This window comes from Allorhizocola rhizosphaerae (genome assembly GCF_003426775.1).
GTDB lineage: Bacteria > Actinomycetota > Actinomycetes > Mycobacteriales > Micromonosporaceae > Allorhizocola > Allorhizocola rhizosphaerae.
The window spans coordinates 1-12,834 of the sequence record NZ_QJUG01000232.1; the positions used below are offsets into that span (position 1 = coordinate 1).

At 68.3% G+C, this 12,834-nt stretch carries 13 protein-coding genes; 7 read left to right on the top strand and 6 right to left on the bottom strand.

Going from position 1 to position 12,834, the window contains the following annotated elements; genetic code table 11:
• Nucleotides 1-30: 30 nt before the first annotated feature.
• Nucleotides 31-957, bottom strand: coding sequence for a TIGR04222 domain-containing membrane protein (locus tag DM816_RS34225; RefSeq protein ID WP_162908113.1), 927 nt, complete (start codon nt 955-957; stop codon nt 31-33).
• 97 nt (nt 958-1,054) lie between these two features.
• Between DM816_RS34225 and DM816_RS34230 the strand changes: the two genes are divergently transcribed.
• On the top strand, nt 1,055-1,297 hold the full coding sequence (locus DM816_RS34230) for a DUF6343 family protein (RefSeq protein ID WP_117214612.1): 243 nt from the start codon (nt 1,055-1,057) through the stop codon (nt 1,295-1,297).
• On the opposite strand, the gene DM816_RS34235 is transcribed toward DM816_RS34230, so the two are convergent.
• Complete coding sequence (locus DM816_RS34235) at nt 1,279-1,869, bottom strand: TetR/AcrR family transcriptional regulator (RefSeq protein ID WP_117214613.1); 591 nt, start codon at nt 1,867-1,869, stop codon at nt 1,279-1,281. The genes DM816_RS34230 and DM816_RS34235 overlap by 19 nt on opposite strands.
• Before the next feature lie 207 nt (nt 1,870-2,076).
• On the opposite strand from DM816_RS34235, the gene DM816_RS34240 reads away from it, so the two are divergent.
• From DM816_RS34240 to DM816_RS34250, 3 genes are all read left to right on the top strand, one after another.
• Nucleotides 2,077-3,432, top strand: a complete 1,356-nt coding sequence (locus tag DM816_RS34240; RefSeq protein WP_117214614.1) for a DUF2637 domain-containing protein — start codon at nt 2,077-2,079, stop codon at nt 3,430-3,432.
• Between the two features lie 202 nt (nt 3,433-3,634).
• Nucleotides 3,635-4,300, top strand: coding sequence for an HAD family hydrolase (locus DM816_RS34245; protein ID WP_117214615.1), 666 nt, complete (start codon nt 3,635-3,637; stop codon nt 4,298-4,300).
• Between the two features lie 156 nt (nt 4,301-4,456).
• Complete coding sequence (locus tag DM816_RS34250) at nt 4,457-5,347, top strand: serine protein kinase RIO (protein WP_117214616.1); 891 nt, start codon at nt 4,457-4,459, stop codon at nt 5,345-5,347.
• Here the strand turns inward: DM816_RS34250 and DM816_RS34255 are convergent.
• Nucleotides 5,344-5,988 (bottom strand): Uma2 family endonuclease, encoded by a 645-nt coding sequence (locus tag DM816_RS34255; protein WP_162908114.1) that lies wholly within the window; start codon nt 5,986-5,988, stop codon nt 5,344-5,346. The genes DM816_RS34250 and DM816_RS34255 overlap by 4 nt on opposite strands.
• Before the next feature lie 93 nt (nt 5,989-6,081).
• Nucleotides 6,082-8,835 carry an aconitate hydratase AcnA gene (gene acnA, locus DM816_RS34260; RefSeq protein WP_117214618.1) on the bottom strand — a complete coding sequence of 918 codons (2,754 nt, stop codon included), beginning with the start codon at nt 8,833-8,835 and terminating at the stop codon, nt 6,082-6,084.
• 87 nt (nt 8,836-8,922) lie between these two features.
• On the opposite strand from acnA, the gene DM816_RS34265 reads away from it, so the two are divergent.
• Entirely contained in the window at nt 8,923-9,282 is a 360-nt protein-coding gene (locus DM816_RS34265; protein WP_117214619.1) for a VOC family protein, read from the top strand.
• On the opposite strand, the gene DM816_RS34270 is transcribed toward DM816_RS34265, so the two are convergent.
• Complete coding sequence (locus DM816_RS34270) at nt 9,208-9,864, bottom strand: winged helix-turn-helix transcriptional regulator (RefSeq protein ID WP_246002520.1); 657 nt, start codon at nt 9,862-9,864, stop codon at nt 9,208-9,210. The two genes, DM816_RS34265 and DM816_RS34270, sit on opposite strands and share 75 nt — an antisense overlap.
• A gap of 62 nt (nt 9,865-9,926) precedes the next feature.
• Between DM816_RS34270 and DM816_RS34275 the strand changes: the two genes are divergently transcribed.
• Entirely contained in the window at nt 9,927-10,661 is a 735-nt protein-coding gene (locus tag DM816_RS34275; protein WP_246002521.1) for an alpha/beta fold hydrolase, read from the top strand.
• Entirely contained in the window at nt 10,610-11,653 is a 1,044-nt protein-coding gene (locus DM816_RS34280) for a GNAT family N-acetyltransferase (protein WP_211588971.1), read from the top strand. Before DM816_RS34275 ends, DM816_RS34280 begins: the two co-directional genes overlap by 52 nt.
• A gap of 1 nt (nt 11,654) precedes the next feature.
• On the opposite strand, the gene DM816_RS34285 is transcribed toward DM816_RS34280, so the two are convergent.
• A partial coding sequence (locus DM816_RS34285) for a VWA domain-containing protein (protein ID WP_117214622.1) occupies nt 11,655-12,834 on the bottom strand: 1,180 nt, incomplete at its 5' end.

Below are 12,834 nucleotides of genomic sequence, written 5' to 3' on the forward strand. Positions count from 1 at the left end.
CACCGCGCCGGGCGTGCCGCGGCCGCTCCACTAGCCGCCACAGCCGCCTCCGCCGCCGCAACCACCCCCGCCTCCGCCTCCTCCGTCGCCGCCGCCACTCCCGCCGTGGCTGCTTCCGCTGCCATCACCGGCGGAGCCGCCGCCCGAGCCGCCGATGTAGCTGTTGCTGCCCGCCTGGAGCTGTCGCACGTCGGCCGCGCCGGCGAGCACCGGGTCGGCGTCCCACAGCACGGCCGTGCCGAACAGGCCGACGGCCATCGCGGTGGTCACGGGGTCGTATGTCTGCCAAGCGGGCCGATGGCTGCGGTCCAGGTGCCGGTATTTGCTCAGCAGCCGGAGCTGCGAATCCCGCCCGGCCCGGGTCAGCCGCGGCTGGCGCAGCAGCAGGACCAGCGCGACGGGTGCGAGCACCGCAAGCGTCAGGATCAGGAACCCGACCGGCTTGCCGCCCGCCGCCCCGGCGAAGACCCGCACAAGTCCAATCACGACGAGCCCGAGCAGCACCCACGCGCCACGCCGCGCGCTGCGCCGGGCCTCGCCGGACACGAGCAGCCCGCGCCGCTCCAGATCGGAGCGCAACTCGTCGAGGGCCGCGACGACTGATCGCTCCTGCCGGATCTGCGAGGCCCGCAGACCCTGGCCGGCGGCATGCAACGTCGCGGAGTCGAGCCCGGACGCGCCCACCGGCACGCCGCCCAGCCGCCGAAACCGGCCAGTCTGCTCATCCACGTCGATGACGCCGGCCTTGCGCAGCCAGGTCAGCGAGGCATGGACTGCCCGCTCGGGCCCACCCGACAAATACGCCGCCTGGCTCGGCGAAAGCGCTTCGGCGCGCACATCATTGTCACCGCGCCACAGCCGGCGCCGGTGCGCCAGCGTCGCGACGAGGGCCAGGCCCGCCGCCGCGATGAACCACCACAGGAACGTCTGGCTGGGGATCCCCCACGTGTGCTCCATGCCACCCATGGTGCAACACCCGTGCGACATCTTCAGACCCGCCGATCCAGCGAGAAAATCCGATTCGGCGGTACCGATTCCGGGCACAAACATTGTCATGACCGGCCAGTTCCCGGAGAAGCCGCAGAGCGCGCTCAACCTGCGCCTCCTGCTCACCCTGTTCGGGCTGGCGTGCACGATCGTGCTCGGGTTCCTCGCCGTCAACTTCCGCAACTTCGGCCTCGCGGTCTTCACGGTCATCCTCGGCGTCATCACGATCGTCGACCTCGTGATCATCTTGATCCGCCGCAGGCGGCGCAGGCGGCGCGAGCCCGGCGCGCATCACTCGGTCTTCGAGTGACCCCGCCTTCGTACCGTCTCCTCAATCAGGTCCAGTACCGGCCCGAAGTCGTCGGCCGACCCGCCCATGGCCAGGCGTTTGACCATGCCGTCATAGGCCAGCTCCAGGAAGTTGGTCAGCACACCCAGCGGGATGTCGTCGCGCAGCGCGCCCGCCGTGGCCTGCCGCTCCAGCCGTTGCCGCGTCGCCTTCGTGATCGCTTCGTCGTGCGCGGCCCAGCGCTTGGCGAACTCGGGATCGGTGCGCAGCCGCCGCGCCACCTCCAGCTGCGTGCCCAGCCAGCCCGCCGACTCGGGATCCGACGCCCGCTGCACCAGCTCACGCATGACCTGCACCAGCCCGTGCTGCGCGACCGTCGCGGCCATCTCGACCGCGTCGTCCTCGGCCACGGCCAGGAACAGCGAGTCCTTGTCGCGGAAGTGATGGAAGATCGCGCCACGGGACAGCCCGGTCGCGTCCTCAAGCCTGCGCACCGTGGCGCCCTCGTAACCGTATCGGGCGAAGCATGCCCGCGCAGCTGCGAGGATCTCCTGCCGCCGGGCCTCGAGTTGGTCCTGACTCACCCGAGGCATAGGGTCACCGGGGAGCGCGGAGGCTGGGCCAGTCTGGACACGGACTGATCCTAATCCGTACGTACGGTTGGCACACTTGTTCGGGCGTGCCGTGAGAAATTGTCACAGGCTCGTGGAAGAATGCCTCTCCGGCAAGGTCGTCCAGAAAGGCGTTAGGCAAGCAAGGGTCATCTAGGAACGGTCGTCTCAGCTCTGGGAGGAAGCGCTGTGGACCTGGGCCAACTGACCAGCACCTGGGTTCCGACCTGGGTGATGGTGCTCGTCGTGTCGGTGCTGACGCTGTCGCTGTTCATCGGGGTGCCGCTCGCGCGGTCCGCCGGGCGCAGGCGCGGCCACCGGCTCGCGCACCCGGAGGCGTTCGCGACCATGCGTGAGAAGGCCAAGGACACCGCGCTGTTCCTCGCCGCGCTCATCCCCTCCCTGCTGGTCTGGCTGGCCGTGATGGGCGTGTCCTTCATCGGCCTCACCGGCTTCGCGGCAGACGTCATGCAATGGCAGCACTGGACAAACATCCTGGTGCCGCTGAGCCTCGACGGCATCAGTGTCTCGTTTGGAGCGTGGGCCTTCGTCGCGGTCAAGCGGGGTCGGCATCCCGGCCGTGCTTACAAGATCGTGCTGGCCGCCGCCACCATGTCGGCCGTGCTCAATTTCGTGCACGGGCGTGACCGCTGGTCCATCTGGGCCGGGGCCTATCTCGCCTTCCTGTCGTTGGCGGGCATGGCCATGTTCCACGAGCTGCTCGACCAATTCATGGCTGCCTATGACGACGAGGTCGCGCTGAAGACCCGCTACCCACGTTTCGGGCAGCGCTGGATATACGCGCCAGTGTCGACCTTCGCCGCCCGGCGCGCCTGGATCGTGCACCCGCCTGAGGAGGCCCTGCGGCCCACGGTCCGCAACGCGCTCGACCATCTGCAGGCCGTGCGCGACGCCAAACGACAACGAAGACTCGACGGCGCGCTGCACGTGCGCGAGGAGCAGCAGGCCAAACTGTTGGAGGTCCAGGCCAAAGCAGAGGTGCGCCGGGCCAAGGCAACTGCGGGCCGGCGCGGTGGCGACGTGCCACACCGATCGATCCTCGTGCCGGCGCAGCCGTTGCCACCGCAGCAACCCCAGCCACAGCCGCAACCAGAGCCGCAGGCGCCTGCGCTGACATCGCCGCCTCCGCCGCCCCCGCCCCCGCCGTCCGTGCAGGGCACGGTGCTCGATCCCGACACACGCTCGCAGATCGCCTCCGTGCTTTCGACCAACACCAGCGCCCGCGAGGTGCTCGGGCGCAGGCCCATGGCCGAGCAGCGGCGCGGCGACGACACGGTCAACAACACGACCACCAACGGGCGCGACGCGATCGGCCGCAAACCGCTGTCGACCCAGCGCAGCGAGGAGACCCAGCGCATGATCGCCGAGGCCATCGCCATGGGCGAAGACGTGCAGCCCGAGGCCGTCATGGATTGGGTGCAGCGCCAGTTCGGCGGGCAGAGGCCGAGCTACACCTGGGCGCGCGACCAGATCCTGACCGTGCGCAGCCGCGACGCCGTCGGCCTGGACGCCGATCTCGTGTAACGCCACCAGGCACCCCGGCCAGCCCGGATGCGCCGGTGGTCGGGCGGCCGCCGCCACACGGCGAGACGCTGGGCCCCGCGGGTGGTACCTGCGCAGAAGTGAAAATTGTCCGGCGCAAATGACGCGGAAGTGTCACTGGCCGTTTCGATTTGGACACGAAGGGGGCTTCACCGGCGTGTCTTGAGTCACGTATCGTGCCCGCGTGCCCTTATTGCTGCTGGACCTCGATAACACCCTCGTGGACCGGGACACCGCGTTCCGGACCTGGGGTGCTCGATTCCTCGCCGCGATAGGCGCTCCCGCCTATGACATCGACTGGTTGGTGGACGTGGACGCGGATGGGCTGATGTCCCGGTGGGATCTGGCCGACGCCATTCGCAACCGTTACGGCTTGCGCGAATCGGTGGTGGATCTGGTGGATGAGCTACACGAGGGCCAGGTCGAGTGCACCAAGTTCGATCCCATGGTGGGTGCGGCGCTGCGCATCGCGGCGGACGCCGGTTGGGTACCGGTAATTGTCACCAACGGCGAGACCCGGCAACAGGAAGGAAAGATCCGACATACGGGTCTGGACCGGTTTGTTGCCGACTGGGTGGTCTCGCAGGAGGTCGACTGCCGCAAGCCCAATCCGCGCATCTTCGAGATCGCCGCCGACCGGGTGCGGATGAGCCTGCGCGGCGCGTGGATGATCGGCGACGGGCCGGAGGCCGACATCGGGGGCGCGACGACCGTGGGCATCCCGAGCGTCTGGATCCACCGCGGTCGCAAGTGGACGGAGCGCCGATTCGGCCCGACCCGCATCGCCGACGGCGTGATCCAGGCGGTGGCCGCCGTGCTCGCGGCGGACCAGCCATACCGCATGCGGTGAAAGTCACTTGACACGTTTCGCCCGTGGCCCGCTAGGCTGACGGACGTTGCCACAAACCGAGCTCTGAGCGGAAGGAGGAGATGAGCGGATGACTGTCGTGGTTGTGTTCTGCCCTGCGCTCGTTCGAATTTCCCCTTCCTCACAAGGAGCCTTGCGTTGCCCAAGCAAAAGCGTCGCAACAGGTTTGACGACGACGATCTGACTTTCGAAAAAAGCTATTCCGAGGACATCGCCTGGGACGAGACCCCGGACGCGCCCGAGACGGGCGACCGCTGGTCCACATGGGACCTGTCCACACCCACCGAAAAGGGCCCACAGCCGTGGCCCGACTGGCTCGTGACCGAGCTCGCCGCCGTTGACACCGAGCACGGCGTGCTCAAGACGGGCAAGGAGGCGGACGCCTGCCTCATCACGCGCGCGGTGCCTGGCACAGACCGCGCGTGCCTGATGGTGGCCAAGCGCTACCGGGCGCACGACCATCGCATGTTCCACCGCGACTCCGGTTACCTTGAGGGCCGCCGGGTGCGTGCCTCCCGGGTCAACCGGGCCATGTCCAACCGCAGCGACTTCGGCAAGGAGGCGATCGCGGGACAGTGGGCGGTCGCCGAGTTCGGCGCGCTGTGCCACATGTGGGAGCTGGCCAAGCAGATGCAGGTCGAGCCGTTCACGCCCTATCCGGTGCAGATTCTGGGCACGGAGGTGCTCATGGAGTACATCGGCGAGCCCGACGGCACGGCGGCCCCGCGTCTGGCCTCCGTCCGCACGGACGACGAGGCAGGATTGCGAAACCTGTGGGACCAGATGATGGTCGCGCTGACCGTCATGACCCGTGCCGGCTACGCCCACGGCGACCTGTCGCCGTACAACATCCTGGTCCACCGTGGCCGCCTGGTCGTGATCGATCTCCCGCAGATCGTCGACATCGTGGCCAACCCGCAGGGCCGGCGGTTCCTGGAGCGCGACGTGCACAACGTCGTGAGCTGGTTCCAGGCCCGCGGACTGTCCGATCTGGATGAATCGAAGGTGCTGGCCGAGCTTGTCGTCTAACGGCGGGGCCCGACCAGATCGGCGGGGTCGAGCTTGATAGTGATCATCTCGGCCCCGGGTCCGATCACCAGCGGGATGTCGTGCGTCTCGCCCGCGGCGAACAGGTGCTCACTGCGCTCGCCGTCGAGGAACAGCTGCACGACGATCGCGGGCAGCGGTCCAAAGTGGTCCTTCCAGCTGCGCAGCTCAACCCGCCAGTAGCAGGGAATCCCGGCCTGCGCATAGAGCCCGGCCTTCGTGACCCGGTCGACCGTCGTGCTCGACGGCGACACGACCTCGACCACGGTGTGGACAGTCTCGACCGGCAGGCCGCGTTTGAGCACGGTCATGTCCCCGGTGGTGATCACTAGATCCGGCACTGGGCCGTCGCCGGAAGGCATGCGCACCGCCATAGCCGTGACGGCGTCAACCTGCCGGGGCAGATGAGGCAGCAGGATTCTGCCGATGCGGTCGGCGGCGAGATTGTGCGCGGGGGTGGGGGTGGGTGTCACGACGAGCTGTCCGTCCAAGACCTCGTAACGCAGATCGCCCTCGGGTAGATCGAAGAGCGTGTCCACGGTGAAGGGAGGCTTGGGCTGCCACCAGCCGGACTTGCGCCCGCCCGGCTGAGAGCGGCCTACCGTGACAGGCTGCGCGGTCATTTCGTCTCCTTCATCATCGACATCCCGCATCCTTACACGATAGGCCGACATCGTCGTCCGACATGCTTTGTAGACTAAGTAACGATAGTATAACTAGTGTTCGATCATCTTGCGGAGCACGTATTGCAGGATGCCGCCGTGCCGGTAATAGTCGGCCTCGCCGGGCGTGTCGATCCGGACGACAGCGTCGAACTCGACGTCGCCCGCCTTGACCCGAACCGTCCGCGGGGTCGTGCCCTCGTTCAGAGCCTCGATCCCGGTGATGCTGAACGTCTCCGAACCGGCCAGCCCCAGCGAGTCGGCCGTTTCACCGGGCGGGAACTGCAACGGGAGCACGCCCATGCCGATCAGATTCGACCGGTGAATGCGCTCGTACGACTCCGCGATGACCGCCCGCACGCCCAGCAGCGCCGTGCCCTTGGCCGCCCAGTCGCGCGACGACCCTGACCCGTACTCCTTGCCCGCCAGGATGACCAGCGGCACGCCCGCCGCCTGGTATGCCTGCGACGCGTCGTAAATCGGCTCCTGCTCACCGGACAGGTGATTCAGCGTGAACCCGCCCTCGACGCCCGGCACCAGCTGGTTGCGCAGCCGGATGTTGGCGAACGTCCCGCGGATCATCACCTCGTGGTTGCCGCGCCGCGACCCGTACGAGTTGAAGTCGGTCCGCGCCACGCCGTGCTCGGTCAGGTACTTGCCGGCCGGCGAATCGGGCTTGATGGACCCGGCCGGCGAGATGTGATCGGTCGTCACCGAATCGCCGAGCTTGGCCAGCACGCGCGCTCCCGCGATGTCCCGAACCGGCACCGGCTCCGGCGTCATGCCCTCGAAGTACGGAGGCTTGCGCACATATGTCGAAGACCCGTCCCAAGCGAACGTGTCACCGGTCGGCGTCGACAGCGAGGTCCATCGCTCGTCACCGGCGAACACATCCACATAACCCTTGCGGAACATCTCCGCCGAAACGGCTTGAAGAATTGTTTCCTGTACCTCTTGCGGCGTCGGCCAGATGTCCTTCAAGTACACCGGCTTGCCTTCAGACGACGTCCCGATCGGCTCGCTCGTCAGATCGATGTCCATCGTCCCGGCGATCGCATACGCCACGACCAGCGGCGGCGACGCCAGGTAATTCATCTTCACGTCCGGCTGGATGCGCCCCTCGAAGTTGCGGTTGCCCGAAAGCACCGAAACCACGGCGAGGTCGTGCTCGTTGACGGCCGCGCTGATCGGCTCGGGCAGCGGCCCCGAGTTGCCGATGCATGTGGTGCAGCCATAACCCACCAGGTGGAAGCCGAGCTTCTCCAGGTACGGCAGCAACCCCGCCTTCTCGTAGTAGTCCATGACCACTTTGGACCCGGGCGCGAGCGTCGTCTTGACCCACGGTTTGGACGTGAGCCCGAGTTCCACGGCCTTGCGCGCCAGCAGCGCCGCGCCCAGCATGACCTGCGGGTTGGACGTGTTGGTGCACGACGTGATCGAGGCGATCACCACCGCGCCGTGGTCGAGCTCGAAGTCCTCGACCTTCACCCGCTTCGAGGCCCGTCCTTTCACGACGGTCTCGGCCGCGTGCGGCTGGCCACCACCGTTTTCGGCGAACACGGCCGGCGAGTCCGACGCCGGGAACGACTCGGCCGACGCCTCGTCGACCGGCGACTCGATCCCGTCGGACACGTAACCGCCAAGCGCCGCACGGAAGTCCGCCTTCGCGTCCGTGAGTGGCACCCGATCCTGCGGCCGCTTGGGCCCGGCGATCGAAGGCACGATCGTGCCCAGATCCAGCTCCAGATATTCCGAATAGGACGGTTCGTGCGAGGGGTCGTGCCACAGCCCCTGCGCCTTCGCATACGCCTCGACCAGCGCGACCTGCTGCTCGTTGCGCCCGGTCAACCGCAGGTACGCGATGGTCTCCCCGTCGATCGGGAAGATCGCGCACGTGGACCCGAACTCCGGGCTCATGTTGCCGATCGTCGCCCGGTTGGCCAGCGGCACCGACGTGACACCCGAGCCGTAGAACTCCACGAACTTGCCGACCACCCCGTGCTTGCGCAGCATCTCGGTGATGGTGAGCACCAGGTCGGTCGCGGTCGTGCCCGACGGCATCTCCCCATGCAGCCTGAACCCGACGACCTTCGGGATCAGCATGCTCACCGGCTGCCCGAGCATGGCCGCCTCGGCCTCGATGCCGCCGACGCCCCAGCCCAGCACGCCCAGACCGTTGACCATCGTGGTGTGCGAGTCGGTGCCGACCACCGTGTCCGGATAGGCCTGCCCTCCGCGTGGCATCACGACGCGGGCCAGGTGCTCGATGTTCACCTGGTGCACAATGCCGGTCCCCGGCGGTACCACCTTGAATTCGTTGAAAGCCGTTTGGCCCCACCTCAAGAACTGGTACCGCTCGCGGTTGCGCCCATACTCAATCTCCACATTGCGCTCGAACGCGTCCGGCCGCCCGAACACATCGGCGATCACCGAGTGGTCGATGACCAGCTCCGCCGGGGCGAGCGGGTTCACCTTCGACGGGTCGCCACCCAGCTCCCGCACGGCCTCACGCATCGTCGCCAGGTCGACGACACACGGCACGCCGGTGAAGTCCTGCATCAGCACGCGCGCTGGGGTGAACTGAATCTCCACGCTGGGCTCCGCCTTCGGGTCCCAACCGCCCAGCGCGCGGATGTGCTCTGCCGTGATGTTGGCCCCGTCCTCCGTCCGCAGCAGGTTCTCCAGCAGGATCTTCAGGCTGAACGGCAGCCGCTCGTGTCCTTCGACCCGGTCTATCTTGAAAATCTCATAGCTTGCGTCGCCGACGCCGAGCTGGCTCTTCGCACCAAAGGTGTCGAGGCTGGCCACCGTTTGCTCCTTCGATCTCACCACGCTGTCGTTCTAAACCGTACGTCCGTCTTGTTAAAACCGCAACCCGCGTGACAGACTCCCCACATGTTGCACCACGTCCAGCTTGCCTGCCCCGCGGGGCACGAGACTGCGCTTCGCGAGTTCTACATCGACGTGCTCGGCATGACGGAGAAACCCAAACCCCCGCAACTCGCGGCCCGGGGTGGTTGCTGGTTCTTTGACGAGTACGACGCGGAGCTTCACCTCGGCGTCGAGCCCGATTTCCGGCCCGCGCGCAAGGCTCACCCGGCCCTGCTGCGCCCCGATCTCGACTCGCTCGCAGCCCGCCTCACGGCGCACGGTTACCCCGTGACGTGGGGCAATGACGAACTACCCGGCTTGCGCCGCTTCCACACGCACGACTGCGTCGGCAACCGCCTGGAATTCCTGGCGCCCGCCAACTGAGCTGAACGTCTTCACCAGCCGCCGGACCGGCTCCCGGTCACCCTCGATGGCCAGCGCGTCCAGGGCCAGCTCGCCGTTGAGAACCGCGTTGAACGTGTGCTGATCCGTGGTGACGGTCGTGTCGGGACGCACGGCCTCGCCGCGCGCCAGGTCGGTCAGCCGTCCATCCACGACGGTCATGCGATAGGTGTCGCGGCCTAGGCTCACCTGCAGCGTCGCGTCCCACCCGGTCGACTCCGGCGGCCAGAACGTGCGTGTCCCGAGCATCACGGTGTCGTTGGTGACCGTGCCTTCGCGTGCGTTGGGGGAGCGCATGCCCCACCTGGCCAGGGCCTGAAACACGGGCTCAAGCTCGGCTCCCCACTCGGTGAGCTCGTAGACCTGCACCCGCGCGGGAGCGGGAAGCGTGTGCTTGCGCAGAACCCCGGCCACCTCCAGGTCGCGCAGCCGCTGGGTGAGCACGTTTGGCCCGGCCTTGGGGAGGCTCACCTGCAGGTCGTTGAACCGCCGGGGCCCCAGCCGCAGCTCGCGCACCACGAGCATGGCCCACCGGTCTCCGACCACGTCGAGCGAGTGCGCCACCGGGCACGCCTCGCCATACCCGCGCCTACACCGGCCGCGACCTGACGCTCGACGCCCTGCGCATCCTCGACGCGCTCGGCATCGCGCAGGCCCACCTCGTGGGCATCTCCATGGGCGGCGGCATCGCGCAAGAGATCGCCATAGAGCATCCCGAGCGGGTCATCACGCTGACCCTGATGTCCACCAGCCTGCTCGGCGACGACCTGCCACCGCCGGCCGACCGCATCAGCAAGATGTTCAGCGAGCCCGCCCCGAGTCCGGATTGGACGGACCGCGCGGCGGTCATCCAGTCGTTCATGGACATGGAGCGGGCGTTCTCCGGCTCCATCCCGGTCGACGAGGAGCGCACTCGCGCCATCGCCGGGCGCATGTTCGACCGCACCCGCGACGTCGCCGCGAGCATGACCAACCACTGGATCCTCGAAGGCGGCGACAGCGAGCCGATTCGCCCGCGGCTCGGCCAGATCACCGCGCCCGCGCTGGTCATCCACGGCACCGAGGACCCGCTGTTCCCGTTACCGCACGGCGAGGCCCTGGCCCGCGAGATCCCCGGCGCGACCCTGCTCCCGATCGAGGGCATGGGCCACCAAATGCCCCCACCCCAGGTCTGGGATGAGGTCGTCGCGGCGATTCTTCCCGTGCGAAGACCGGAGACCAAGAGCGATCAGCGGGTCGTTGACATGTCATCAATCCTGCGCGTAGCTTCGGTTCCATGTCGACGAGACGGCTTCGTGTTCTTGTCTTGGTGTGCGGCACCCGCCCGGGCGCTCTGGGCCCGGCCGTGCTCCAATGGCTGATCGACACGATCACGCCTCGGGCGGCGGAGCTGGGCGTCGAACTGGTGCCGGTGGTTCTCGCCGACCTGAAGCTGCCCTTCCTCGATGCGCAGGAGCATTCGTCATCAGGCGTCCACCGACAGGAACACCTCGACCGATGGAGCGCGATCGCGGACGCGGCCGACGGGTTCATCGCGGTCACGCCGGAGGACGACCACGGGATTCCGGCGATTCTGAAGAACGCCCTCGACCACCTCCACACCGAGGGGGCGTGGAAACCGATCGGTTTCGTGAGCTATGGCAACACCTCGGCGGGCGCCCGCTCCGTCGAGCACACCAAGCAGGTGGCGACCGCGCTGCGCATGGTTCCGCTGGGCGCCACGGTCGCCATGCGCATCGATGACCCGTTGGGCAAGGAGCGGCTAGGGCCGGATGCCACCCGCGATGCGGCGAGCGTCGACCTCCTGGACGAGCTGGTCCGGGTCGCCAACGCCCTGCGGCCAATGCGCGAGCGCACACGAGCCGGGACACTGCCCGGCCCCTTGCCGGGGTCCTATGTGAGGAGGCTGACCCCAGACGACGCGCCCGAGGTCACCGTGCTGCAGCGGTGCTGCTGGGTGGAGGAGGCGGTCGTCAACGACACCATGGCCATACCGGCACTGCATGAGTCGCTGGAGGAGGTGCGTCAGTGGCTGGTGAGCTGGCACACCAGCGGCATCTGGCTCGACGGCAGGCTGCTGGCGATGGTCCGAGTCCGCGCCATCGACACCGACTTGCACCTGGGTCGGCTCGCCGTCGTGCCCGATCTGCGCGGCCGAGGACTGGGCCGATGGCTGTTGCGCGCCGCCGAGGCCGCCGCCGGACCGGACCACCGCCGCATCGTGTTGTTCACCGGCGCCAAGAGCCTGCGCAACATCGACCTCTACCGCAGCGAGGGCTACCAGCCTGTGTCACCCGCTGACCCGGACGGAACCGTCTGCCTCGTCAAGGACGTATCCGGTAAGCGGTGGTGACTCAGCCGGTCACGCCGGAGGAGCGCAACGAGATCGCCTTGAGGAAGATCTCGTCGATCTTCGCGGGGTCGGGCGCGACGAACACGCCGCCGCCCGTGACCTTCGTGACTTCCTCCAGCGGGGCGGATTTCACGTCCGGACCGATGCCGATGATGATCAGCTGAACGGGCTTCTTCGGGTCGGCGATCTGCTTCAGTTTGGCCTGCAGATCGGCGTGCGAGATGCCGCCGCCCGGGTCGTCGTTGCCGATGCCGTCGGTCAGGATGACCATCGAGTTGACCCGGCCCGGGTCCCAATCCTTTTGCACCGCTTGATATCCGGCGAGGATCGTGTCGTAGAGCCCGGTGTCGCCCTGCGGTTTGGCCTGGATCGAGTTCAGCCTGGCCAGCAGCTGGCTGCGCTGCGCCGACAGCGGCCCGATCGGCGAGAGCTCCTGCCAGTCCTGGTTGTTGGCGAGGTTGGTGGAGAACACCCACAACCCGACTGCCCACGAGTCGTCGAACAGGCCCAAACCGCGCCGGGCGGCCTCCAGCGTGAGCTGGATGCGGGTCGCGCCGCCGGCGGTCGGCACGCGCTCGGCCATCGTGCCGGAGATGTCGATGACCGCGAGCATGCGGGCGGGCAGGGTCACCGCGACCCACGTGGATAGGGCCCGCTCGACCGCGGCTGCGACCTCACTGCGCTGTGCCGCGGTCGGCGGGGGCGTGATCACCGGGGCGGGGGAGCCCTGCGGTGCGGCGAAATTGTTGCCCGGCAGGCCGTCGCTCCCGCGCAGTCCGTCGGCCGCGAGCCGGTCGCGGAACGACGACTCCTGCAGCGCACTGCGCAGCGCCGCCGCGGCGGCCGCCTTGGCACCGTCCGAATCGGACAGCACGGCGTACGGGTAGTCGAGCGCGACCGGCGCGGGCTCGATATACAGCGCGGCCAGCTTGATCGGAGGCTTGGCCGCGTTGTACGCGATTACGGCCTGTTCCGACAGCGCGGCCGCGCTCAACCCCGACGCGATCGCCGCCGGGTCGGTCGAACGCGGGAACCGCGCGAGCAGATCCTGCCGCAGCTGCGAGCGCCCGGAGGCCAGCGTGCGCAGCGCGGCGGTCGCGGCGGCCTGCCCGTTGGGTGACCCGCTCGCCGCCGCGCCGAGTGCGAGCAGCCCGGACAGCGCTGCCGCGTCGCGGGTGGGC